The organism is Nitrosopumilus sp. b1 (genome assembly GCF_014078545.1).
Classification (GTDB): domain Archaea; phylum Thermoproteota; class Nitrososphaeria; order Nitrososphaerales; family Nitrosopumilaceae; genus PXYB01.
This window is the reverse complement of the sequence record NZ_MU078732.1, coordinates 68,592-93,110: the sequence shown is the minus strand read 5'-3', so window position 1 is coordinate 93,110 and position 24,519 is coordinate 68,592. Positions and strand designations below refer to the sequence as shown.

General features: G+C 35.2%; 25 protein-coding genes and 1 tRNA gene. 17 read left to right on the top strand and 9 right to left on the bottom strand.

Annotated elements, in window-relative coordinates; all coding sequences use genetic code 11:
• On the bottom strand, nucleotides 1–213 hold a 213-nt coding region (locus tag C6988_RS09325), incomplete at its 3' end, for a hypothetical protein (protein ID WP_220463430.1).
• A 170-nt stretch (nucleotides 214–383) separates the two neighbouring features.
• Here C6988_RS09325 and C6988_RS09320 point away from each other — a divergent pair.
• The 5 genes from C6988_RS09320 (at nucleotide 384) to C6988_RS09300 (ending at nucleotide 6,099) form a co-directional block, all read left to right on the top strand.
• A complete protein-coding gene (locus tag C6988_RS09320) occupies nucleotides 384–1,946 on the top strand; it encodes an ATP-binding protein (protein WP_182134908.1) in 1,563 nt (520 codons plus the stop codon).
• An 84-nt stretch (nucleotides 1,947–2,030) separates the two neighbouring features.
• The gene (locus C6988_RS09315; protein ID WP_182134906.1) at nucleotides 2,031–3,221 is read left to right on the top strand and encodes a response regulator; all 1,191 of its coding nucleotides are present in this window, start codon (nucleotides 2,031–2,033) and stop codon (nucleotides 3,219–3,221) included.
• Nucleotides 3,221–4,342, top strand: a complete 1,122-nt coding sequence (locus C6988_RS09310) for a hypothetical protein (protein WP_220463429.1) — start codon at nucleotides 3,221–3,223, stop codon at nucleotides 4,340–4,342. Before C6988_RS09315 ends, C6988_RS09310 begins: the two co-directional genes overlap by 1 nt.
• A 206-nt stretch (nucleotides 4,343–4,548) precedes the next feature.
• Nucleotides 4,549–5,415, top strand: coding sequence for a CBS domain-containing protein (locus tag C6988_RS09305; RefSeq protein ID WP_182134902.1), 867 nt, complete (start codon nucleotides 4,549–4,551; stop codon nucleotides 5,413–5,415).
• Between the two features lie 78 nt (nucleotides 5,416–5,493).
• Nucleotides 5,494–6,099 (top strand): hypothetical protein, encoded by a 606-nt coding sequence (locus tag C6988_RS09300; RefSeq protein WP_182134900.1) that lies wholly within the window; start codon nucleotides 5,494–5,496, stop codon nucleotides 6,097–6,099.
• Nucleotides 6,100–6,105: 6 nt separating this feature from the next.
• Here C6988_RS09300 and C6988_RS09295 read toward each other — a convergent pair whose 3' ends face one another.
• Genes C6988_RS09295 through C6988_RS09280 form a run of 4 tightly spaced genes read right to left on the bottom strand, consistent with a single transcriptional unit; the run spans nucleotide 6,106 to nucleotide 9,270 of the window.
• Complete coding sequence (locus tag C6988_RS09295; RefSeq protein WP_182134898.1) at nucleotides 6,106–6,366, bottom strand: DUF2024 family protein; 261 nt, start codon at nucleotides 6,364–6,366, stop codon at nucleotides 6,106–6,108.
• 32 nt (nucleotides 6,367–6,398) lie between these two features.
• The gene (gene guaA / locus C6988_RS09290) at nucleotides 6,399–7,922 is read right to left on the bottom strand and encodes a glutamine-hydrolyzing GMP synthase (RefSeq protein WP_182134896.1); all 1,524 of its coding nucleotides are present in this window, start codon (nucleotides 7,920–7,922) and stop codon (nucleotides 6,399–6,401) included.
• Nucleotides 7,923–7,926: 4 nt separating this feature from the next.
• Entirely contained in the window at nucleotides 7,927–8,490 is a 564-nt protein-coding gene (locus C6988_RS09285) for a hypothetical protein (RefSeq protein ID WP_182134894.1), read from the bottom strand.
• A gap of 36 nt (nucleotides 8,491–8,526) precedes the next feature.
• Nucleotides 8,527–9,270 carry a 6-hydroxymethylpterin diphosphokinase MptE-like protein gene (locus tag C6988_RS09280; protein ID WP_182134892.1) on the bottom strand — a complete coding sequence of 248 codons (744 nt, stop codon included), beginning with the start codon at nucleotides 9,268–9,270 and terminating at the stop codon, nucleotides 8,527–8,529.
• Nucleotides 9,271–9,304: 34 nt separating this feature from the next.
• Between C6988_RS09280 and folP the strand changes: the two genes are divergently transcribed.
• The 3 genes from folP to C6988_RS09265 are packed head-to-tail and all read left to right on the top strand — an operon-like array spanning nucleotide 9,305 to nucleotide 12,131.
• Nucleotides 9,305–10,165, top strand: coding sequence for a dihydropteroate synthase (gene folP, locus C6988_RS09275; RefSeq protein WP_182134890.1), 861 nt, complete (start codon nucleotides 9,305–9,307; stop codon nucleotides 10,163–10,165).
• 30 nt (nucleotides 10,166–10,195) lie between these two features.
• Nucleotides 10,196–11,629 (top strand): IMP dehydrogenase, encoded by a 1,434-nt coding sequence (guaB, locus tag C6988_RS09270; RefSeq protein WP_182134888.1) that lies wholly within the window; start codon nucleotides 10,196–10,198, stop codon nucleotides 11,627–11,629.
• A gap of 34 nt (nucleotides 11,630–11,663) precedes the next feature.
• Nucleotides 11,664–12,131: a hypothetical protein gene (locus C6988_RS09265; protein ID WP_182134886.1), complete on the top strand. Its 468-nt coding sequence runs from the start codon at nucleotides 11,664–11,666 to the stop codon at nucleotides 12,129–12,131.
• Here the strand turns inward: C6988_RS09265 and pheA are convergent.
• Nucleotides 12,128–12,943 carry a prephenate dehydratase gene (gene pheA / locus C6988_RS09260; RefSeq protein WP_182134884.1) on the bottom strand — a complete coding sequence of 272 codons (816 nt, stop codon included), beginning with the start codon at nucleotides 12,941–12,943 and terminating at the stop codon, nucleotides 12,128–12,130. The two genes, C6988_RS09265 and pheA, sit on opposite strands and share 4 nt — an antisense overlap.
• 2 nt (nucleotides 12,944–12,945) lie before the next feature.
• Nucleotides 12,946–13,497: an exosome complex RNA-binding protein Csl4 gene (locus C6988_RS09255; RefSeq protein ID WP_182134882.1), complete on the bottom strand. Its 552-nt coding sequence runs from the start codon at nucleotides 13,495–13,497 to the stop codon at nucleotides 12,946–12,948.
• 79 nt (nucleotides 13,498–13,576) lie between these two features.
• Between C6988_RS09255 and C6988_RS09250 the strand changes: the two genes are divergently transcribed.
• Both C6988_RS09250 and C6988_RS09245 read left to right on the top strand, forming a co-directional pair.
• Entirely contained in the window at nucleotides 13,577–14,647 is a 1,071-nt protein-coding gene (locus C6988_RS09250; protein WP_182134880.1) for a zinc-binding dehydrogenase, read from the top strand.
• Between the two features lie 15 nt (nucleotides 14,648–14,662).
• A complete protein-coding gene (locus C6988_RS09245; protein ID WP_182134878.1) occupies nucleotides 14,663–15,265 on the top strand; it encodes a tetratricopeptide repeat protein in 603 nt (200 codons plus the stop codon).
• Here the strand turns inward: C6988_RS09245 and dph2 are convergent.
• On the bottom strand, nucleotides 15,262–16,257 hold the full coding sequence (gene dph2, locus C6988_RS09240) for a diphthamide biosynthesis enzyme Dph2 (RefSeq protein WP_182134876.1): 996 nt from the start codon (nucleotides 16,255–16,257) through the stop codon (nucleotides 15,262–15,264). The two genes, C6988_RS09245 and dph2, sit on opposite strands and share 4 nt — an antisense overlap.
• A gap of 82 nt (nucleotides 16,258–16,339) precedes the next feature.
• Here dph2 and C6988_RS09235 point away from each other — a divergent pair, with 82 nt between their 5' ends.
• A complete protein-coding gene (locus C6988_RS09235; RefSeq protein ID WP_182134875.1) occupies nucleotides 16,340–17,665 on the top strand; it encodes a tRNA(Ile)(2)-agmatinylcytidine synthase in 1,326 nt (441 codons plus the stop codon).
• 1 nt (nucleotide 17,666) lies between these two features.
• On the opposite strand, the gene C6988_RS09230 is transcribed toward C6988_RS09235, so the two are convergent.
• Nucleotides 17,667–17,756, bottom strand: a tRNA-Met gene (locus C6988_RS09230).
• A gap of 82 nt (nucleotides 17,757–17,838) precedes the next feature.
• Between C6988_RS09230 and C6988_RS09225 the strand changes: the two genes are divergently transcribed.
• From C6988_RS09225 to C6988_RS09200, 6 genes are read left to right on the top strand one after another with little or no spacing between them, the layout of a single operon-like run.
• The gene (locus C6988_RS09225; protein ID WP_182134873.1) at nucleotides 17,839–18,936 is read left to right on the top strand and encodes a PQQ-dependent sugar dehydrogenase; all 1,098 of its coding nucleotides are present in this window, start codon (nucleotides 17,839–17,841) and stop codon (nucleotides 18,934–18,936) included.
• A complete protein-coding gene (locus tag C6988_RS09220) occupies nucleotides 18,936–20,192 on the top strand; it encodes a hydroxymethylglutaryl-CoA reductase, degradative (protein ID WP_182134871.1) in 1,257 nt (418 codons plus the stop codon). Before C6988_RS09225 ends, C6988_RS09220 begins: the two co-directional genes overlap by 1 nt.
• A gap of 37 nt (nucleotides 20,193–20,229) precedes the next feature.
• Nucleotides 20,230–21,204: an ATP phosphoribosyltransferase gene (gene hisG, locus C6988_RS09215; RefSeq protein WP_182134869.1), complete on the top strand. Its 975-nt coding sequence runs from the start codon at nucleotides 20,230–20,232 to the stop codon at nucleotides 21,202–21,204.
• Nucleotides 21,204–22,475, top strand: coding sequence for a histidinol dehydrogenase (hisD, locus tag C6988_RS09210; RefSeq protein ID WP_182134867.1), 1,272 nt, complete (start codon nucleotides 21,204–21,206; stop codon nucleotides 22,473–22,475). The genes hisG and hisD overlap by 1 nt, the downstream gene beginning before the upstream one ends.
• Nucleotides 22,472–23,542 carry a histidinol-phosphate transaminase gene (gene hisC, locus C6988_RS09205; RefSeq protein WP_182134865.1) on the top strand — a complete coding sequence of 357 codons (1,071 nt, stop codon included), beginning with the start codon at nucleotides 22,472–22,474 and terminating at the stop codon, nucleotides 23,540–23,542. The genes hisD and hisC overlap by 4 nt, the downstream gene beginning before the upstream one ends.
• Nucleotides 23,539–24,513, top strand: a complete 975-nt coding sequence (locus C6988_RS09200; protein WP_182134863.1) for an HAD family hydrolase — start codon at nucleotides 23,539–23,541, stop codon at nucleotides 24,511–24,513. Before hisC ends, C6988_RS09200 begins: the two co-directional genes overlap by 4 nt.
• The last annotated feature ends 6 nt before the right edge of the window (nucleotides 24,514–24,519 follow it).

Here is a 24,519-nt window from a genome sequence, read left to right as displayed (position 1 = left end):
AGTGTTTCCTGCATCACCTGTTGCTCCACCTACAGTGTTTCCTGCATCACCTGTTGCTCCACCAGCATTACTTGCTGCACTGCTTGCTGCTCCACCAGCATCAACTGGAAGCGCACTAGCAACTCCTGCACTGCTAAAACTCCAAGTGAGTAGAATTGCAGTTAGGAATACTACTAGGACCCGTGAACTTTGTGAAGTATTGGTAGTTTTCAAAGTGACATTCTTTCGTGTACCTAGGATAAGTTATTCTGTCTGTAATGCCATTACATACATTTTCTTTAATCAAATTTTGTGCGCAAATACGCATGAATATTCAGTTTTTGGGGTCAAAGCTTAGTCCTGACGAGCTACTATTTTACTGCAATATGGGTGGATTTTAGACCATGAGAATACGGACAAAACTAGCCCTGGAAATTATTATCCTAGTAAGCCTAATCGGAATGGTTTCATTTATTGCACTAATCAACACAAAACAGGTCCAAGACACATTTGCCAATCTGAGCGATCAGACTTTGCCAATTCTTGACTCCCTTACAGAAATGAGGCAGTCAGCAACTCAAGTGACTTCAAGAACTATGGAGATTCTACTTTTAGAAGAGGGATCTAAAACTGCAAAAGGAGTAGAACTTGCCGAAATAGAAGAAGAGCTTGAAATTCAGTTTTATCAAATAGAAAAGGCCAAGTCCTCATTTAATCAAGCATACTCACAATATTCTAATTTAATGGATTATCACTTTCCAAATCAAGACAGTAATTCTAATGAAATTGCAGAAAAATGGAATGACTTGATTATTGTATCAAATACCATGATAAAATTAAAATCTAATGGCGCAAGTGGAAACCAAATTCTTGCGTTATCTGAAGATTTTCATCAGGCACAACAAAACATCAACAATATAATTGACTTGACTGTTAGTCAGACAGCAGCAAATGTAAGTGACACTAAGGACTTTGTTGATTCTCTAGTATCAAATACCACTTTGACAATTTTCATAACACTTAACGTCTTCATTGCAGCATCATTAGGAATTAGATATATGATCCTAAAATCAATCTCAAATCCTCTTCAAAAACTAAGAAAAACTACGCATACAATTGCAACCGGGGAATTTATCAAAAATAACATGAAAGGGGATGATGAAATATCTGAACTTGCAAGAGACATTGACTCAATGTCTTCTGAGCTTTCTAAACTAAATAAAACAATTGTTACCAATGAACGACTATCTTCCATTGGAAATCTAGCCAGCCGTTTAGCACATGACTTGCGTAATCCTCTCTCAGTCATCAAAAACTCTGTTGAAATAATGAAGGTAAAGCTTGATCCTATAATGGATGAAAAGACTAGTCACCAAATGGCAATGGTTGGAAGGGCAGTAGCCAGAATGACTCATCAAATAGATGATGTCCTAGATTACGTTAATGTATCAGAGCTTCAAATGGAGCGTCATTCCTTGTCTACAATTATAGAATCCTCAATTCTTAATACGACAGTACCATCTCATATTCGCATAAATCTGCCAAAAAATAGTGCCTCAATTAATTGTGATGCATTCAAACTGGAAATTGTATTTTCTAACATGATAAACAATGCCATACAGGCAATAGATGGAGAAGGAACAATTTCATTTAGAATTCATGATAAAGACGATTATGCTATAGTAGAGATGGAAGATTCGGGCCCAGGCATCCCAGAATCTGCAATGGAAAAGATCTTTGAGCCCCTATTTACTACAAAGCAAATTGGGACAGGATTAGGTTTGGCTAGTTGCAAAAGTATTATCGAAAAGCATGGTGGGAAAATTGAGGCCTCAAATCATCCTACAACATTTACAATAATGCTTCCAAAAGCGGAAAAGACCAAAAAAACAGAATTTGAAGAGGCCACAGAGGATATTGAACCTAAAAAGCCATCAAAATTAACCATGACTAGAGAAAATACCTAGAATCCTTTAGGAATAAAATCTCAAAAAAAGTTTGTTCAATCGTACAACACACTAGAAAAAATGTACTTTTTTTATTCATAAAATATGGCACAGGAAGCGGTAGTTGATTTTGAGAAAGAAGGAATTGAACTTCTCAAGGATTTTGGATTAGATGAAGATGAGGCCAAGGTCTATCTTGGATTACTTCGAATGGGTTCATCAAAAGCAAGTGAAATTAGTCATTTTACACAAACAGACAGAGTTAGAGGTTACAAAATTTTAGAAAATTTAAAAAATCAAGGATTCGTTACATCGACTCTTTCTTCACCAATAAAATTTTCAGCAAATGAACCAAAAGAAATTCTCTTAGATATAATTAAAAAAAGAAAACAAGAAGCTGAAAAGCTTGAAAATAATGTTGAGAAATTACTAGAAATTCTTAACAAAGTAAAAACAAACCAAGAGACTGCAAATTTACCAAAGCTGACTGTAATTTCTGGTAGAGAAAACATCTATGATCAAATCATCAAAATCATTGATGAGACCACAGATGAACTCTATCTAGTTACCACAGTTTCAGATTTAATTCGAATGTACTATACTGATATTCCAGAGGCAATTAAGAAGGCTTCCAAACGAAATGTCGTAATAAAACTAATGACAGAACTTGAGATATCAACAAAGCTAGAATGTGCAAAGCGATTAGGTGTAAATTATTTTAAAATAGCAAAACTTCCTTCACAAGGAAGAATTATCTGCAATTCATCCCAAGTTCTAATGTCAGGATATACTTCTTCTACATCTAGTCAAAGTACTAGTGATGATTCTGCATTGGTTACAAATTCAGATGAAATAAGTGGCAACATGAGAAGCCTATGTAAATTTATGTGGAAAATTGGAAAAGAGATCAGAGTAGACAAAACAAAAGATGAACCATCACAGCAAAAGGAAACTACCGCACTAGTCGTGGATGATGATCCTGACGCCGTAGAAATGTTTTCAGATTATTTGGAAATAAAGGGAATTCAGGTTGTTGGAAAATGCAAAAACGGCAAAGAAGGCGTAGATGTGTATGAACAGCTAAGACCAGATGTGGTATTTTTGGATATAATGATGCCTGAATACGATGGATTTTATGCACTAAAGAAAATTCGTGAGATTAATCCTGAATCTAAAGTAATCATGGTTACTGCAGACTTTACCTCTGAAACAAAGAAAAAACTTCGGGAAATGAAGCCTACTGATGTAATTTACAAACCATATGACGTCGAAAAAATTCTAGGGCAGTTGTTTTGATGAATATGAAACGTCATAATTTTGTATTATCTGGATTTTTGTGTTCTATTCTCATTGTATCAAGCATTCCAACTTCATATTCAGAATCAGACAAACTATCCTGGCAACTTGTTTATGTTACTGGCAATTCTAAATGTACTCCTGTAGAAACTATCAAGACAAACGAATTCTTTGGAATAGCAGAAAAATATTTTGAAATGTATGAATTGGAAGATTCTCCTTTGGATGCAAAATGCATGATACTACCTCAATTATCATATTATGATTTTCCTGAAAATGTTCAGTTGGTTATAATTATTTTTGATGATGCGTCTGGAAAAGGCTTACTTACACGTCAAGGATATGAGGGAATCTACTCTCACATGGGCAATGATATTGAAACAAAACACACCATCATGATCAAAGACATTCCAAATTTTTCCTCATATTATGATGATACTGAACCTTCATGGTTACTGACTAATCATATATCAAAATTCATCATGTACTACAAGGGATACTCTTATCAACAAATTGAAACGATTCTGCAGCCAATTGAGATGAAATATGACACTTGTGTGGGATTTGAATACACTACAGGCGTGTGCGATAATGTAAAAACTATGATAAAACCCGACAAGATTGGCAAGTATTTTCTTGTTATGAGTCCAATCAAAAATGTAGTTGGCAATACCAATCTAAATCATATATCAAAAGACATTACCTCTAGTAAGACAGTCATTAATTTACAACGCGAAATAACTACTTGGTGGATTAATGATAAGATTACTGATGCTGACTACATAAAATCAATAAAACACCTTGTGAATGTTCCCACACCAGTGAATAATACTGAGAATATCTCCACAATGGAATTGCCAAATGGGTTTATCATGATAGACTTTGCCAAGAAAAAGAAGGCATATGAGGATGTAGGCCCATTTTTGGCATTTGCATTAGAGAATGATCCCGGAAAAGTATTCTCCTATATTCCATTTGAGGCAGATGATTTAACAGAAGACTCTGAATCAACAATTCCTGATTGGTTTAGGATGAGAGCAAAACTATGGACAGAGTATAGATTAAGTGACATGCTGTATTTTGATGGACTAGAGTCACTACTTAGAACAAATTCAAAATAAAAAAAGAACCCCAATTCATGCAAAACGAGGGGGCATGGTGCATGGAGGGTGAGGTTCTAGATATGCTAGGAATCTTTAGAATAATATTTTCTGTTTGTAATCCCATTACAAACAATCATAATAACTCAGAATCAAAATTTTCATCATATCTGTCTGTTCAAATCATACACTACAAAAGATATGACTGAATTGATTTATTTCTCATCATGCAGCAAAAACAGATAGGCATGACTCAACAAATTAAGGCATATTCACTGTCACATAAACCAATTAGCTTGCCTCAAAATTCTACAATTTACGATGTTATGCAAAAGATGTATGAGAAAAATATCTCACGATTACTCCTAACACACAGAAATCAATTCACTGGAATTGTAACTCAAAAGGATATTGGAAAATTTCTACTAGCTCAAAAAAATAATTCGCCGATTTCAAAGACTCCAGTATCCAAAATCATGAACTCTATTGTATATGTTGATGAAAATGCTTCTGCAACAGAGTGCTCTGAGCTTATGCTAAAGCACCAGATCAGCTCCCTTGTAGTAAAAAAAGACAATAAATTTAGAATCTTTACAAAAAATGATCTAACAAAATATTATGCACAAAATTACAAGGGAAGGTTCAAAGTCTTTGAATTAATGACAATTGGGCAATTCTTTTGCAAACAGACAAGCTCAATTATAGATGTCCTATCAAACATGCTATCATACAATGCATCACGATTAATCGTAAAGGATGATGATGAAGTTCCAGTTGGAATTATTACATTTAGAAATTTTATAAATATGGCATTAGAGTTCTCGCAAAAAGAAAAAGGACCAAAACATGTTGTAAATAATTTTGATAATTTCTTTGCATCAAAAAATGGCTATGGAAGAAGATGCCTTGCAAATGAAATAATGACACGAGACATAATCGTGGTTAATGCTTGGGATGATCTTACAAAGGCTGCCCAGATAATTTTAGATAACAGAGTTCATGGAATTGGCGTGGTCTCAAAGGGTGAAATAATTGGAATCATTAGCGAAAAGGACATAATTCGAGCCTTGACCATGGACGGCCAGGAAGACTAGAAACTTCCACAATGGAACTTTGAAGCTCAAGAAATTACAACTCATAGATATATCCCATTATGCGTACCAGTAATTAACGTGAATTCAAGATTTACAATTCTAACTTTAATGGCAATTATGGTTGTCTCAATTAACACCGCTTATGCAGATGAGAATACTTCTGTATCGATTAAATTCATTGGAAACAACTACCTTGATCTAAAAGATGACAATCGATTAGTTCGTGCAGACATTGAAATTGAAAATTTTGATCCTCAAGACGGCTATTACTTTATGAAGATTACAAATCTCTTTACTGGCGAAGTGATCAAAACCTCTGAAATAAATCCCACCTATAGAGAGGAGGGTCTTTGGGGAATGCAGACTTCGTATCTAGTTGATGACACCGTAAAAGATCTCATTGGAGAATATGAAATTCAAATTTATACAGAGTTTGGTACTGCAACCACTAGTACAACATTTTCAGTAGTAGACTCCAGCAAAAACCCATTGGTTGTAGAAGAATCTGGTACATTAGAAGAGTTAACTGAATCACCTGCAACTCCAGCTCAAACCCCATCAACGCTGCTACCACAATGGGTGAGAAACATATTCATCCTATATGCCGAACAACAAATAAGCGAAATTGAACTGATGAGTGCACTAGAATATCTAATAGACCAAGAAATTATTCAAGTAAAATAATCTAATCTATTTTGGACAGCCTTCCATCTTTGCAATATGGAATCCTTCAGTCATAATTTCAATTTCTATCTCTTCAGGAACGCTCTGTGAATGACAAAACCTGCATTCTTCTGAAGAAACCTTGGCATCATCCTCACCAATAGATTTCAACCATCTTTTTGCATACTCCATTGCTTTTTGTGGATCTTTTTTGTCAGTTATCACATCAAAATGCATTGTGTGACCATCCTTTGCTTTGACATATGTGTCAAAAACATGAAATGTCATTACGATGTTTTGTATTTGATATAATTTGTAGTTTATTGTGGCTCTATTGTCGCAGGCGGTTTGCTTGATACTGCATAAGTAACCCAAGTAACCTCCTCAATTTCATTTGTAATCCTATTGCTAATCTTTTCTAGTAATCCATGAGGAAGCCTAGTCCAATCAGCAGTCATGGCATCAATAGAATCTACTACCCGAATCATTACAATATTTCCGTATCTTCGCTCATCGCCAACAACTCCTACTGCTTTGTCGTCCCCAACTGCAGCATATGCTTGCCAAACTTTATTGTATATTCCAGCTTCCCACAACTCCTCTTCCACTATCTTGCTTGCAATTTTTGCAATCTCTAGTTTCTTTGTAGTTACTTGTCCAATTATTCGCACTGCCAAACCAGGACCTGGAAATGGATGACGCTTGATGAGCTTTTCAGGTACTCCCAGTAATGCAGCAACTTTTCTTACTTCATCTTTGTACAAATCACGTAATGGCTCCAAAATTTCCATCTTGAGCCATTCAGGTAATCCGCCCACATTATGATGAGATTTTATTACAGCAGCTGGTCCCTTGGACACTCCACTTTCTATGACGTCTGGATAAAGAGTTCCTTGTGCAAGCCATTTGAATGGACCACTCTTTTCAGCAAACTCTGAAAAGATCTTTACAAATTCTTCTCCAACTATCTTTCTTTTTCTTTCAGGATCATCAACGCCCTCTAGTTTCTCTAAAAATCGTGATGCAGCATTAATTGGGGTAAAATTTACTTTGAAATTATTTTTGAACATAGTTTCTATCTCTTTTTCTTCATCTAAACGTAAAAGGCCATTATTCACAAATACGCACTTTAGTCTGTCTCCAATAGCTTTGTGGATTAACAGAGCTGCAACTGTAGAATCTATTCCTCCACTTACTCCACACAAGACATCCCCTTCAATTTTTTTAAGATTGTTTACGGTATTGTCTACAAACGCCTCCATTGTCCAGTCTTGTTTTGCCTTGCAAATTTTTAGAACAAAGTTTTTCAAAATTTCAGTTCCTTGCTCTGTATGTACAACTTCTGGATGGAACTGTATGCCATAGATTGAATTTGATTTATTTGCAATTGCTGCTGCTTTGGCACTCTCTGTGTGGCCTATGATCTCAAATCCTTTTGGAATCTCTTCTGCTTCATCTCCATGACTCATCCATGCTCTGACCGAATCACCAATGCTACTTAGCAAATCACTATTGTTATCGACAGTCAGAAGAGATGAGCCGTATTCTTTGTTAGCACGCTTGACCTTGCCTCCAAAATTATTTACAATTAATTGATGACCGTAACATATTCCCAACAGCGGCAGATTCATCCCAAAAATTTTGTTCTCTGGCATGGGTGCATCATCCTTGTAGACACTTGATGGACCGCCAGAAAAAATAATCCCCTTTGGTTCGAGTTTTTTTAACTCCTCTAATGAAATGTCATAAGGCACAAGTTCTGCATACACTGAAAAGTCTCGTATACGCCTACAAATCAAATGACTATACTGAGAACCAAAGTCTAAAACGACAATTTTGTCCATAAAATCACTTGCTTTTGTTCTCAAGCATTCGTGTAAGTGACCATGCTGCGGTATTTACAATCTCTTTTACACGTTCTTTCTGTCTGTAATTTTTAATTATTATCTCTCTGATGTTGGAGCCGTTTTTGTTAACTACATAGTCTATGATGGATTCTGGTTGAATCTTTCCACTCTCTACCTCAACAGAGTCTTTTCGTTTCATTTCTCCAATAATTCTATCTAAAAAGAATGTCTTGAAAGGAGGAGTATCTGCATCAATAACTAATTTTTCATCCAGTATGATTGATACCTGCTCTGGTGTGACATACGCATTTGCAATTACTGCACCATCTGCTCCCCTTGTAAGTGGAATTGTCTCATCTTCTTTTTTGATGGTGACTTTTGGAGGCTCCTCTGTAGTACTTCTTAATGATGAAGCTTTTGTAAAACTAGTTTGCTTGATTAAGGAATCTAGTACGCTAAGATTTTTTTTAAGATATTCTATTTCTTCTTCATGTTTTTCAATTTGTCCTGATATTCTGTCTTTTAATTCTAGGATCTCCCGAATTTTCTCATCAGATAACTGCATGTAATCTGTCATACATTTAGGGTATTAAAACGCATTCTAGGTTATTATGATATCATCCAAGTCATTGTAGGAAATTTTTTTGAATCCTTTGATTGGATCCGATGTAGTGTACAAATTGCTCTTTGATTTTGTAGCCAACCACTCTAAAAGTTTCTTGCCCCATCTGAGTTTTTTGAGTTTAATTTTTGTATCAGCATGCATTGTCTGAGAAAATTTTCCAATCTTTTTTCCAAAATCCATCCCAAACAAGATTATGTCCTTGGCCCCAAAACTATCAGCTAAAAACACACATCTATCACCATCAGTAAACCCACCAAAGTTGTATAATACTCCAAATGACTCTGTCTGAGTTGTTCCTATGCAGTTGTTGAAATTTTTCACAAGCTCAAGTTTTTCTTGGTTATCGCCATGTGCGTGAACAACCATAAATGAATTAGATTTTGCAATTTCCTTCAAGTATCTTTCTTCACCATCAAGATCCGTGACCACTATGTCGGGAATTATTTTATTTTTCATCAGTTCTGATACGCTGCTATCTGCTGCAATCTTTGGGATTTTCTTTAATTTTTTAATTATTGGAATTGCCGTTTCCAATGATCCACCAGAACCAATTACGATTACAGTATTTTGAGAAATAATCTTCTTAATCTTACTAAATGATTCTTTTTTCTGTTTTAGAAGAGAATCTAATTTTTTTGCAGAATCCAGATCCTTTTTTTTACTAAACCCAAATTCTTTTAAAATCTGATTATACCGAGTATTCCAACCAATAATAGTCATATGACTCAAATTGACATGGGTTTTGATAAGTTATATGAGTAAATTGGGCACAATTACTGTCGGAAAGACCTCGCCAGTTAGAATAATGGGCATCTTGAATGCCAGTCCAGAGTCTTTTTACAAAAAATCAATTAAAACAACTGATCATGATATAGCTCAAACCATTAGAAAGATGGATGAAGAGGGAGCCGATATTATCGATATTGGAGGAATGTCAACTGCACCATATCTTTCAACATTAATTTCTGAAAGAATAGAGTCACAGCGTATCTCTCAAGCAATCAAGATTGTCCAGCGTGTTTCAAATTTGCCAATATCTGTTGATACTTGTCGTGCTAATGTTGCAAAAAATGCATTAGAACTAGGTACTGAAATCATCAATGACATCTCTGGTTTAAAATTTGATAAAGAAATGCCTATTGTCATAGAAAGGTATCAACCATCTGTAATTGTATGTGCTTTTAGCAAAAAACCAGTTCATGGGAATAATATATCACAAACAAAAAAACTAATCTCAGATAGCATTAAAATTGCAAAATTATCTGGGATAAAAAATATCGTGGTAGATCCTGCGATAGGATTCTTTCGCAATACTGGACGTGGATTATTTTTTACAAAATTTAATGTTGACTGGGTTAAACGAGATCTTGAGATTCTTTCCAATCTATCAAAAGTAAAGACAAACTTTCCAGTTTTAGTATCTGTATCTAACAAATCCTTTATTGGAAAAATATTACAAAAGCATGATCCTAATGATCGTTTAGCAGGCTCACTTGCATGTGAAGTAATGTCTGCAATAAAGGGGGCAGATGTAATTCGTACTCACAATGTAAAATATACTAGAGAAGTAATCCAACCCATACAACGATTCTTACGTACAAACAAAAGCTTATAATGCATTTTCAATCTTTGGAATGAGGTTTCATTGGAATTCAGAGAAGGATTAACTTTTGATGATGTTCTTCTTGTTCCCAAATATTCAGATATAACAAGTCGATCTCAGACTGATCTTAAAACTAAACTTTCGCGAAATATCTCAATTAACATACCTCTTGTGAGTGCTAACATGGATACTGTTACAGAATCGTCCATGGCTGTAACTATGGCAAGAGAAGGAGGAATTGGTATAATCCATAGATTTCTCACCATTAAGGAAGAAGCCGATCAAGTTCTCAAAGTAAAAAGATCTGGCAGTGTAATGATTGAAAACCCATACACAATTAATTCTGAAGAGACAGTTCGTAATGCCATCCAGTATACAATTGACAAAGATGTATCGGGTTTACTAGTGATTGATTCAGAATCAAAATTAGTAGGAATTCTTACAGACAGAGACATTACTTTCGAGTCCGATACCAACAAGCTAGTAAAAGACGTAATGACAAAAGATGTAGTTACTGCAAAATTAGGAATTAGCCTTAGTGAAGCAAAAGAGTTATTGCATAAACATAGAATTGAAAAACTTCCTTTGATTGATGACTCGCATCGTGTAAAAGGGCTTATCACAAGCAAGGACATTACCAATATGGAGAACTATCCGTCTGCATCTAAAGACAAAAAGGGTAGACCATTGGTTGGTGCAGCAGTTGGTGTCAAGGGAGACTTTATGGAAAGAACAGAAGCATTACTTGATGCAGGAACAGATATCATTGTTGTTGATATTGCTCATGGTCATAGTGAAAACGCAATAAGCACAGTTCGTCATATCAAAAAAGCATTTCCAGATTGTGAACTAATAGCTGGTAATGTTGCAACTGCAAAAGGAGCTGAAGATCTTATCAAAGCAGGAGTTGATGCAGTTAAGGTAGGTGTTGGATCTGGTTCTATCTGTATCACTCGAGTAATTACTGGTTCAGGTGTTCCACAACTTACCGCAGTAATGGATTGTGCCAAAGTAGGACGCGATCATGGAGTCCCAATCATATCTGATGGTGGAACTAGAACATCTGGTGATGCAACAAAAGCATTGGCTGCAGGTGCATCATCAGTAATGATAGGTAGCATGTTGGGCGGAACAGATGAATCTCCAGGCTCTGTTTTAACAAAAAATGGTAAACGCTTCAAAGTCTATCGTGGAATGGCATCATTAGCCGCATCTATTGGACGCAAATCAAAAGAGTCTGGAAAAATTTCTCTTGATGAAGATCTAAATGATTATGTTGCAGAAGGTGTTGAAGCAATGGTTCCATACAAAGGAAGTGTAACCGATATTCTAAAACAACTTACGGGAGGAATTCGTTCAGGTTTAAGCTATTGTGGTGCCCACACTATTCCTCAAATGCAACAGAATGCAGAATTTATCAAAATGTCTGGGGCTGGTTTTGCTGAAAGTCAACCTCATGATGTTTCATTAATGTAGTTAGTTTTTTAAGCCCGATCCTAAAAGATACCTCATGCTGAGCAAAAGAACACTTATTGGAATAATTGTTGGAAGTGCAATCTCAGCAATTGGAGTTGCAGCTTTGGTTAATTCTATTGGATTGCAAACGATTTCTTTTGATGATACATATGGCATTGGTGAGTATACATCATATCAGTTTCCAGCTCCAAAATCTTCTCATCAATTCATAAAAATCGAAGGCGACTCTTTTGATGTGACATTAAAAACACCTGCAGATGGTATACAGATTCCTACAACGACTTACAAGAAAGAGGTTAGCTTTGATTGGTATGTTTTAGAAGAGGGAATAAACCGGATTGAAATCCAAAATATTGGTGATTCAGAAATTCATGTAACAGGAACCTTTGAGCGTAACACTGATCCAATATTTTTCACATATCATATTCTTGTAATCACTGCTGGTGTTGTAATAATTGGTTTTAGTGCAGGATTTAGTATTAGAAAACCAAAAGGATTCTAGTTTAGACTAGCAGCTGTATACGATCCTAGGATCTTAAAAAATAGCGTCTCTTCTTTAATCTTCTTTAATGCATCAGACACTTTGGAATCACTCTTGCTTCCTTCAAAGTCGACAAAAAAGTTGTACTCCCATATGGAATCTTTTTTTGGTCTTGATTCAATCTTTGTAAGATTAATTCCACTTGTATGAAACTTTTCAATTATTCTAAATAGTGCCCCGGGTTCATGTTTTATTGAGAAAATAATTGATGTCTTTGCATTTTTTACCTCTTGAGTTTCTTTCTTAGAAAGCACTAGAAACCGTGTATAGTTATTTGGATTATCTGCGATTCCTTCTTTAATAATTTTAATTTGGTATATCTCAGATGCACTTTTGCTTGCAATGCATGCAACACTGTCTTTACCCATGTCCTTGATAATTTTTACACTACCAGCCGTATCATAGGTAGGTACAGTCTTTAGTTTATTGTCTTGCAGAAACTTTCTGCACTGGCCTAATGCTTGAGGATGAGAATAGACAGTATCAATTGAGCTTAATTCACCTGTTCCAATTAGGCAATGCTCAATTTTTTTGTAAACTTCACCTATTGCAAATAATGAAGTTGAATACAAGAGATCATAACTCTCTCCAACACTTCCTTCAATAGAATTTTCTACGGGTAATACTGCATAGTCAGATGTGCCGTCAATTGTCGATTCTAGTGCTTCCTTGAATGTAGGATATGGTTTAGTGGTGATATCTTTCCCAAAAAAAACTCTTGCTGCTGATTCGCTATATGCACCATGTTCCCCTTGGAAGGAAACATTTTTCATTTTTATCCTCTTTGTTGTAAGAAATCACTGTTACCAAACTTGTTAGAAAGTTTTCGCTCATCAATCCAAGAACATTCTGTGCATTTTATTGCATCCCTCATTTGCAAAACTTTTCCGCCACATTTTTTACATTTTGTAAAAATTACTCCAAGTTCTGGTTCATTTATTGAAGCGTGAATTGTTCCATTCAAATGACTGATAATCTTTAGTGATACAATATCATTTAGCAATGCAATATTTTTTCTTCTAATGTTTCTAGTTGAGCAGACACATTCAACTTTTGAAATTGTTGGTCTACCATTAATGTAATCAATTGAGACTGCTATCATAGAAGACATTACAGCGGCAACGGTTCCAATAATAATATCTCCAGGCTTTGGTACATCAATTGATTTGAAGGTCTTTACATTTACAACACGATCTTTCTTATCAAATTCCTTGTTTCCTACTGCGGCAGATCTTACCATGTCTCCATCATCAAATGCGTAGGTTCCTGCCTCGTATTCTTCAATGGATGAAATCTTATCCCCTGGAAAAGTTATTGATTCAGACATGTGCTCATTCTTATTCTGATAATTATAATTGTTTATGGGTGCAGAATCGATTTTAACCAGCTTTATTCGACAATGAATGATGAAAGCACTAGTTTTTGAAAAGTATGCTGAGAATGATGATTTTGAGAAAATTTTACAGATTAAGGATATTCCAGAGCCAGAACCAAAACCAACCGAAGTTGTTTTCAGAGTAAAGGCAGCATCATTAAACTATGATGACATTTGGGCCATGCGCGGAAAACCAATCGAAGTTCCAATGCCTCATATCTCTGGGACTGATGCAGCCGGTGAAGTAATAGCAATTGGCGATGATGTAAAAAATATCAAAGTTGGTGACAGGATTGTCTCTCATGGTAATCTATCCTGTAGGACATGTCAGTTGTGTACCTCTGGTCGAGAATTTGATTGTAAGAAGAGACTTGTTTGGGGATTTCAAACGGGACCACTATGGGGAGGTTACTGCGAGGTATCTCATTTACCAGAGGTTAATGCAGTAAAGATTCCTGATAATGTAAGCTATGATGATGCAGCTGCTGCATCAATGACAATGATGACTTCTTGGCACATGTTGGTTGGTAGGGCAAAGATTCAACCAGGGCAAACAGTTCTGGTAATGGGCGGCAGCTCTGGAATGGGAATATTTGGAATTCAAATTGCAAAATTATTTGGGTGTGACGTAATTGCAACTGCCAGTAAAGAGAAACTAGACAAATGTATTGAATTAGGTGCTGACTATGCAGTAGATCACAGAAAAGAAGACTGGCATAAGGAAGTACGTTCTATTTCAAAAGACATTTCTCAAAAAAAAGACAAACCACCAAGTCTTGATGTTATTTATGAGCACATTGGAGGAACTCATTGGAATAAAGAATTGACTCTTTTAAAGTACGGCGCAACAATTGTTACAACTGGTGCTACAACTGGATATAATGTAAAAACAGATCTTCGTCATATTTTTTTCAAGGGAATAAACATTCTAGGCTCCACTCAGGGGACAAGGGCTGAATTAGAAACAGCATTTTACTGGATGTCCCAAGGAAAAATTAAAGCAGTCATTGACTCTACATTCAAGTTGGAGGATGCCGTTAAAGCACACAAAAAAATGCTTTCAGGAAAAGGACTCTTTGGGAAAATCTTAATGAAGCCATAATCTTGATGAACATCCATGACTAGTGATCCTAGAATCAACTCATTGATGGACCAAGCAAATCAAAATTTTCTCAAAAAAAGATACAGAGAAGCAATTCGCTTTTATGATGAAATTTTATCAACAAATCCTACAAATCTAAATGTCTTAAACAACATCGGCTATGCTCAAAGTAAATTAAAAGAATATCAAAAGGCAATCGAATTTTATGACAAAGCTTTGAGCATTGATCCAAATGACATGTCCGTTCTTTTAAACAAAATATCTTCTTTGAGAAAATTAGGAGAATACAAACCTGCCTTGGATTATTGTGAAAAAATTCTAAATGATAACCCTGATTACAATCTTGTATTATACCATAAAGAGAGAATTCTATTCTCACTTGGAGAATATGAGGAATCAATTTCATGCTGTGATAATATTTTAAATGATTATCCTAACAATGCTGATGTATTATATGATAAATCATGTAATCTTGCGATGCTTGAACGAGTACAGGAATCATTGGATTCCCTGGAAAAGGCAATACATTCTGGAATGCAATTTAAGACCAAGGCTAAAAACAGTAAAGCTTTTGAAAAATTTAGAGAAGATCCTAGATTTTTAGAATTAACAAGTTAGAGCCAATGGGGAAGCTGCATATACTCCCCAATGTCTTCATTTCGAAGCACTTTGAGTAGTGCATTTGCTTGTGGAGTTGACAAAAGTGGCTTGTCAAATGGATTATCCGTAGAAATTCTAGGGCACGCGACTTGAATAAACGCATCAATTCCTTTTAGGTTTCTTAGTCTATCATTTGTAATGTCAGTTAATGCAAGAAGCTGTACTGTCTTTCCTTCTTTTTCTAACTCTCTTTTGAATTTTAGTGCAGTGGTCTTTGACATCTGTCCCTCTTTTAGTCCCACAATTACACCAAAAGTTTTTGCTTCTGCAGCTTTGTAGATTGCTAATGTAGCTTTCTTTTGAAGCTTGTTTGCAAATTCTGTTACTTCTCTTACTTCATTAAAGTATGGGTCAAGAACATATGTTGGCTTGTTTGTTGATAGAGCTATTCCCGCTGCATGAAAATTACTTTGGCCAAGAAAGACATTTGCATCAACAGCATCTTTTATCTCCATTGCTGGATAAAACTCACAACCAAAAACTTGCCCATCATTTAGTTGGCCTTTTCCTGATCCGATTTTTACAGTAATTCCTTCCTTTGTAAAAATTTCTTTTACTCTATCTACCTGGTTTAGATGCTGACTATCTGTAATTAGTGAAATTGTTTTTCCTTTAACTATATCAACGCATTTTTTGGCTACTGAGTCAAATTCAATATTATCATATGCATCAATCAAAAAAACATTATTTTCCATTTCTGGCATGTTGATAGTATGACCAACATTGAATAAAATTTCAGCACCTAATGTCTTTGCTCCATTTGAGTTTAGATCACAGGTTCCCCATGTAGTGTCTGCAAGAACATATGCAGGAATGCCAAATCGATTCATAATATTTAATGCAGTTTCTTGAATTTGGGGCAAAATTCCATCCGGACCATTTATGGCCACAGAGACAGGCTTTTTTTCCTGAATAATATCGAATATTCTTTGCTCATTTACTACTATCAAATCAGCTAAAAATTCAGTCGATTTTAATTTAAACCAATGGTATGGCAAAACCAAAAATTGTCCAAATTCTTACCCAGCATTGATGAGAGAAACAATACTCAACATTGGATTTGATGATACTGACTCGCCAAAGGGCATGTGCACTACATATCTTGCCTACAAAATTGTTGATTTGCTAAAAGATGAGAAAGTGGAATTTCTTGATTTTCCTAGATTAGTACGATTCAATCCAAACATTCCTTGGAAAACACGAGGAAACGGAGCTGTTGGAATTAAAATTAAAACAAACAATCCAAAAATTATCAAGCAAAAAATTTTCAAAATATTAAAAAGATATTCTGATACTAAAAATGGTGCCAATCCAGGATTGGTGTTTTATGAAGGAGAAGTCATTCCAGAATCATTTAGCAAATTTAGCAAAATGGCTTTGTGGAAATTAATCAAACGAGGCTCTGCCAAAAAACTTCTTCAAAAGCATAACATTGACTTTTACTACCAAGGAAATGGTCAAGGATTAATTGGAGCGTTAGGTGCAATTGGGTATTCATTTGATGATCACACTATGGAGCTCTTAAGCTATAGACAAAAATCAAAGTTTGGTACCAAACGAAGCTTATCTGAAAGCAGTGTCAAAGAAATGCAAGAAAAAACATTTCCATTCACCTTTAACAGCTATGATAATAAAAAAAATCATGTAATGATTGCCCCACGCGGACCGGATCCAGTATTTTACGGAATTCGAGGTGAGGATCCAGATACACTGATTGATGCATCAAAAATGATAAAGTCAAATGAAAAACCCCAAGGATACATGCTATTCAAATCTAATCAAGGAACAGGTGCTCATCTTGACAATGAACTTGATGTAAATGATCTTAGACCATATGACTCTGGAACTATAACTGGAATTATATCTCGAAATCCAGTAATGAATCTTGGAGGACATGTAATGTTTTCCTTAAAATCAAATAATAAAGAAATTACCTGTGCAATCTACAAACCTACAGGTATTACAAATCATGGAATGAATCTGATTATTGGTGATTTGATTAAAGTGGGTGGAGGAATACGAAAGGCATCAAAGAATTATTCTAGAGTCTTAAATGTAGAATTTTTAGAGATTATCGAATTAAAAAGACTAGAAAAAAAGTCCAATCCTAGATGTAATGATTGCAATAAACAAATGAAATCAAAGGGAAAGAGCCAAGGATTTGAGTGTATTCGTTGTGGAAAGAAAGAAAAAAACAAAGTGATTATCGAAATTCCTCGTAAACTCGAAAAAAAGAAGTACCTTCCTATTTTATCAGCTCACAGACACTTGACAAGACCTGCTCAACGACAAAGAATCCAGAACAAGAAATCACAATTTAAAGACTCTAGACCCTGGTTTTTTGTTTTTAATAATTAAGTAGCGGGGAGTAGATTTGAACTACTGATTTGCGGGTTATGAGCCCGCCGGGATGACTTTGCCCATAATTGTCTGACTTCCCCACCCCGCTGATCCAACAAAGGTTTAGGGCAGTATATACGCTTTATCAAAACTTGAAAGTAATTAATAGGATTTACAGAGTTTGATATTGAATGGATAAAAAATTACGTATCGCTGGAATAATTGCAGCACTTGCAGCATCTGCAATTATACTTACATCTCCATCTGATCCATTACCAATTCCAGAACCAAATTTTTCCCAATCTGGAAATGATTCAGTAGAAATCATAGCTACCAACTTGGAAAAGCCACGAGCAATTGATTTTGGTGATGATAGAATTTTTTTAACTGAAAAAATTGGTAGAGTCCGCGTAATACAAAATAACACACTACTAGAAGAACCTCTTGCAACATTTAGGACTGCAAATGTCTTTGATGGAGGATTACTTGGAATCGCAACACATCCCGAAATTCAAACAAATAATTTTCTTTATGTATATTACACATATGAAGAAGATGGGAAACTTTGGAACAAAGTAGTACAAATAAAAGAAAATAACAACAAACTAGAAGATGCAATAACAATTTTAGATAAAATTCCAGGCTCTCCATTTAGTAATGGAGGTGCCTTAAAATTTGGACCTGACAAAAAACTATACATTACAACAGGCTCAACTTCTGATTCTTCACATCTGCCACAAGATTTGAATTCTTTAGCAGGAAAAGTTTTACGAATCAATGATGATGGTACTATTCCAGATGATAACCCATTTGAGGACTCGATTGTATATTCCCTTGGACATAGAAACCCACAAGGAATGACATGGGATGCATCTGGAAATCTCTATGTTTCAGACTTTGGACCAACAAAAAATGATGAAATCAATCTTGTAATCGCGGGAGGTAACTATGGCTGGCCAGAACAAGAATGTTCTGGGAATCCATCATACATTGATTCACTAATTTGTTATGATCCAGCTATAGAGCCTGGGGGAATTCTCATTTACTCTGGTAGTAAATTACCTCTTGAAGGAAAGATGATTATGGCCTCACTTAGAGCCACCAACCTATATCAACTGGAATTCTCAGAAGATGGAATCGAGTCTACAAAAAGCATACTAGGTGGCTTGGGTAGGATACGTGATGTAGCACAGGATCCAAATGGCGACCTTTACATTATTACCTCAAACACTGATGGCAAAGGTTTTCCGTTAAGTACAGATGATAAACTATTGAGGATTGTAAACTGATGCCTGATTCATCAATATCAAAATTCTTTGAGAAAGATCACATGGAAAGACTAGACATTGTTGGCAAATTTGCCAACCTCTCAAATGATGAGCTAAATATTTTAGAAAAAGCAACAGGAGGAATAACATTTGAGAATGCAGATAAGATGGTAGAGAATGCAATTGGAACCTTTTCACTACCATTGGGCGTCGCTACAAATTTTTTGATTGATGGAAAAGATTACCTAGTTCCAATGGTAATTGAAGAACCTTCTGTAATTGCTGCTGCATCAAAAGGAGCAAAAATTGCTAGGATACATGGAGGATTTAAGATTAAAGCTGATGAATCATTTAGTATTGGACAGATTCAAGTTTTAGATGCAAATATTGCAGATGCAGAATCTAAGATAAAAAACTCACAAGAAGAAATTCTAAAAATTGCAAATGCTAAAAGTAACACACTATCAAAAATTGGAAAGGGAGCAAAACAAGTTTCCTGCAAAGAGATCAAAACAGACTCTGGAAAGATGCTCATTGTGGAGCTATTGATTGACGTCGGTGATGCAATGGGTGCAAATATTACAAACTCAATGTGTGAAGCTGTCGCCCCAAAGATTGAAGAAATTACTGGAGGCAGAACATTACTTCGAATTCTTTCAAATTACTCTACACGACGATTGGTAAAGGCAAGCGCTGTATTTGATAAAGATGAAGTTGGTGGAGAAGAAGTTGTTGATAATATCATTCTTGCGTATCAGTTTGCTGCATTTGATGTGTATAGAGCAGTTACCCATAACAAGGGAATAATGAATGGAATCATATCTGTAGCAAACGCCACAGGACAAGACAGTAGAGCAATTGAGGCAGCAGCTAATGCATATGCTGCACGTGATGGACAATATCGTTCCTTAACTGTATGGTCAAAAGATGATAAAGGAAATCTCGTAGGTGAGCTAGAAATCCCGCTTTCTGTTGGAGTAGTTGGCGGAATAATCAACGTACACCCTATTGCAAAAATTTGCACAAAAATTCTTCGAGTAAACTCTGCCAAAGAATTAGCTGGAGTCATAGTATCCACTGGATTGGCACAAAATTTCAGTGCCATAAGGGCTCTTACCACAGATGGGATACAAAAAGGACACATGAAGCTTCATGCTAGAAACCTTGCTGCAGCAGCTGGAGCCAATTCCCAACAAATTGATAAAATTGTTCAAATGATGATTAAAGAAAATAATATCTCACTTAATAGAGCAAAAGAATTACTTGAGCAAATTTAAACATGATATTATATAGCAGAGTGGTAAGAGAGTCAAAATGTCTGTAAAATTTGCCATTCCAAAAGGAAGCTTAGAGGAAGCAACCTTTGCATTATTGCAAAGATCTTGGACTAAAGTAAATCGAAAAAATCGTACCTACAGAGTATACCTTGATGATCCAAAGATTACTGTAAAGATGCTTCGTCCTCAAGAAATTCCCACAATGGTTTCTGAAGGACTCTATGATGTAGGTATAACTGGTAAAGACTGGGTAGGGGAAACCAAAGCAGATGTAGAGCCAATTTTAGATTTAGAGTATGGAAGAATAAAACTTGTAATCGCATTTCCAGATAATTACAAATACAAAAATCTTGATTCAATGATTGCTGATTATGCAAAAAAGAAAAAGATTCTAAGAATTTCATCAGAGTATCTTATGACTGCGTCAAAATTTATCAAAGAATGTAAATCATACAAGAAATTCTTTGGAAATAAGGATCCATTAATCGTTACACCTTGGGTCCGACTAGGAACAAACAAAAATGTTCAAATTCATTTATCATTTGGTGCAACAGAAGCAAAACCACCTGAAGATGTTGATGCAATAATGGATGTCACTGAAACCGGAACCACTCTAACACAGAATAATCTTAAGATTGTAGATCAAGTTCTAGAATCAACAGCACACTTGATTGTCAACAAACAATCACTAAAGGATCCAAAAAAACGTGAAAAGATATTTGATATTGTTACATTATTGAGGGGAGCAGTACATGGAAAGAAATACTTGCACATCTATCTTAATGTAGAAGAGAAGAATCTAGACAAACTACTAAAGGAGATACCTGCCTTAAAGAGGCCAACAATTAGTCCACTTAGTGATGAAGGTTGGTTCGGAGTAAATACTATCATTCTAAAGTCAGAATATCACAAGTTAATTCCAAAACTACGTAAGATTGCACAGGGGCTTGTAGTCCATGAACCAAGACAAATTTTGGAACTTGAGGAGATAAAACGTGACGAAGAGAATTGATGAGAATCATTCAAATTCGTAATGTAGATACATTTTCTGAAAAAATACGACCAAAACAATCCACGCAGAACAAAAAGATCGTCGAATCAATCATATCTGATGTACAAAAAAATGGTGATTCAGCGCTTAAAAAATATGAAAAAAAATTCAACAAAACAAAATCTGCATCATTGCGTGTTACAAAGTCTGAAATACAAAATGCATACTCTAGACTTTCAAAAGAAGAGATACTTGCAATAAAAACTGCAAAAAATCGATTATCTAGATCAGAATCTAAACTAAAAGCTATTTTAAAGAATTTTACAATAAACGTAGACGGTGTAAAGATATCAAAATCATTTACTCCAATCAAAAACGTCGGATGCTATGTTCCTGGTGGAATGGCAAGGTATCCCAGCTCTGCAATAATGTCAATTGTTCCAGCAAAGATTGCAGGTGTAAAGAGAATTGTAGTTGTATCGCCACCTGATACCACAGGAAAAATAGATCCAATGACTATAGTATCTGCAGATATCTGTGGTGCCTCAGAGATTTTTAAGATAGGTGGGGCTCAAGCAATTGCAGCATTATCATACGGAACAAAATCCCTAAATCCAGTTGATAAAATCGTTGGACCTGGTGGTCCATTTGTTACAATGGCAAAATCCATTCTTAGTGAACGAACATCAATAGATATGAATGCTGGACCAACAGAACTTGGAATAATTGTAGATGATTCTTCTCCAGTACATCTTGTAGTCGATGATCTTATTTCTCAAGCAGAACATAGTGCAGATACCTTTTGTTATGTGCTAACAACCTCTCATACAGTTGGAAAAAAAATCAATCAATTAATCACAGAAAAAATAAAGTCTGCTCCACGAGCAAACATTGTAAAGTCTAGCCTCAAAAGAAATGGCTTTATTGGAATATGTAAATCAAAAGATGACCTAGTGATTCTTGCCAATAGTCTTGCACCTGAACACCTTGAAATAATGACAAAAGATGCAAAAAAACTTGCAAAAAAGATCAAAGCACCAGGACTAGTTTTGATAGGTAATAACTCGCCTTCTTCTGCTAGTGATTATCTTCTAGGCTCAAACCACATCTTACCTACCAATGGCTTTGGAAGAACAAGGGGCTCACTATCTGTAATGGATTTTCTCAAAATATCTACCACTGTTGAGGCAACAAAACCTGCATTGAAAAAGATATCAAAATCAATGAAGGCTTTTACCGATACAGAAGGATTATCTAATCACTATAATGCTGTAGAGAGTAGATTGAAATGAAGCAAAACTGGTTTGAAAATAAAATTAAAGAGCTTTCAAAACAATCAGGATATGAAAAACCTGAAAAATTTCAAGACACATTAAAGCTTGATTCTAATGAAAACTTTGTAATTCCAAAACAACTTCAAAACGATCTTATCAATACTGCAAAAAAAACTTCTGATATACGGGAATATCCTCTAGGCGGAACAGAACGATTAATCCAAGCTTTATCAAAATATCTAAAGATTCCAACTAGCATGATTGGAGTTGGCAATGGCTCTGATCAAATTCTTGATCTAATTCTAGCAAACTTTGCATCAAAACAAACCAAAGTTCTTACATCTGATCCGACCTTTGGATTTTTCGAAGAGCGCTGTAAACTATTTTCTATACCTACGATCAAAATCCCCTTCTCAAAAAACATGACTCTGAATCTTGAAAAATTCTTGGAAAAATCAAAAAATTCAGATATCTTGTATCTTGATTCACCAAATAATCCTACTGGATTTCAGTTTTCCAAGCCTGATGCAGAAAAATTAATCAAAAATTTTGATGGACTAGTAATAATTGATGAGGCATACGTTGAGTTTGCGGATTATTCCATTGCAAATCTGACAAAAAAATATCCTAATCTCATAGTTGTACAGACATTTTCAAAGGCTTTTGGATTAGCAGGATTACGTTTAGGCTATTTTATTGCAAATAAGAAATTCACTGATGTATTCAATCGCGTAATACAATATCCATATCCAATTAATTCAATTGCCATAGAGGCAGGTATTTCAGCCTTGGAGAAAGCAAAATACATGAAGGATGCAGCAAAATTGGTCCAATCTGAGAGAAAAAGAATCCTTGATAACTTGAAAAAGTATGACGCCTTTGAGGTTTTCAACTCTAAAGCAAATTTCATCTTATTTGATGCAAAGGGAGCTGACAAACGGGTCTTTACAGCTCTTGTTGAACAAGGAATCTCAATTAGAAAACTTGGAAAGATAGGGGAACACCCTGGATGCTTGAGAGTAACAGTAGGAACAAAAGATATGAATTCTAAATTTTTATTAGCTATACGTGATCTTTTAGGATGAAATTAGAAAAAGTATCTGATGGAATTTTTGCAAACAGAGATGTTCTAAAAGATCTTTCAAATATTGATGCAATAATCTTTGACTGTGATGGCGTATTAATTGATATTACTTTATCATATGATCTTGCAATAGACAAGACAACAAAATTTGTTTTGAAAAAATATTATGGAATTACCAATCCAATATCCATTACTCCTGAAATAATTGATGGATTCAAATCAACAGGCGGTTTTAATGATGAGGTAGATCTTACTTATGCTGTAATCTTAACCATAGCTGCTTCTGAAAAATTAAAAAAAGATAAACTTGATCTTATCAATCAAGTAATTGAAAATGCTGGTCCCACAGGTATATCTTCTGTTGAAAAATTTCTTAGTGGTAAAATCGATATTACTGATTTAAAAAATAAATTATATTATCCTGGAAATAACAGAAATAGTATTCTTTATACAATATTTGATCAACTCTTTTATGGCCCGCAACTTTATCAGAAACTTTTTGGAAAGAAATCTGAATTCACCGAATCTGGTCTTATTGAAAATGACAAAATTATCGTCTCAAAAGATCTACTAACTAACCTAAAAAATAAATTAAAAGACAAAATTGCAATCACAACTGGTAGAGGATTAGAATCAATAAGATATTCTCTAAAAAATCTCTTGGATGAATTTGATCTAAAAAATTCAATATTTCTTGAGGACGAACCTCGTGAGTTGGCAAAACCTAATCCTGAATCTCTGTATCGTTGCATAAGGGGATTGGATTCTGTACATTGCTTGTATGTTGGTGACTCTATGGAGGACTATATCATGGCAAAAAAAGTCAACGATCTAGGCAGGAAAACCACCTTTTGCGGAATTATTGGTACAAGCAAAAACCCTACTACAAAATTGGAATTATTTGAGAAAAATAACGTGCCCTTAGCATTGGATTCCATACTTCTTCTTCCGAAGGTATTAAATCTGGTCTGAGGCTAA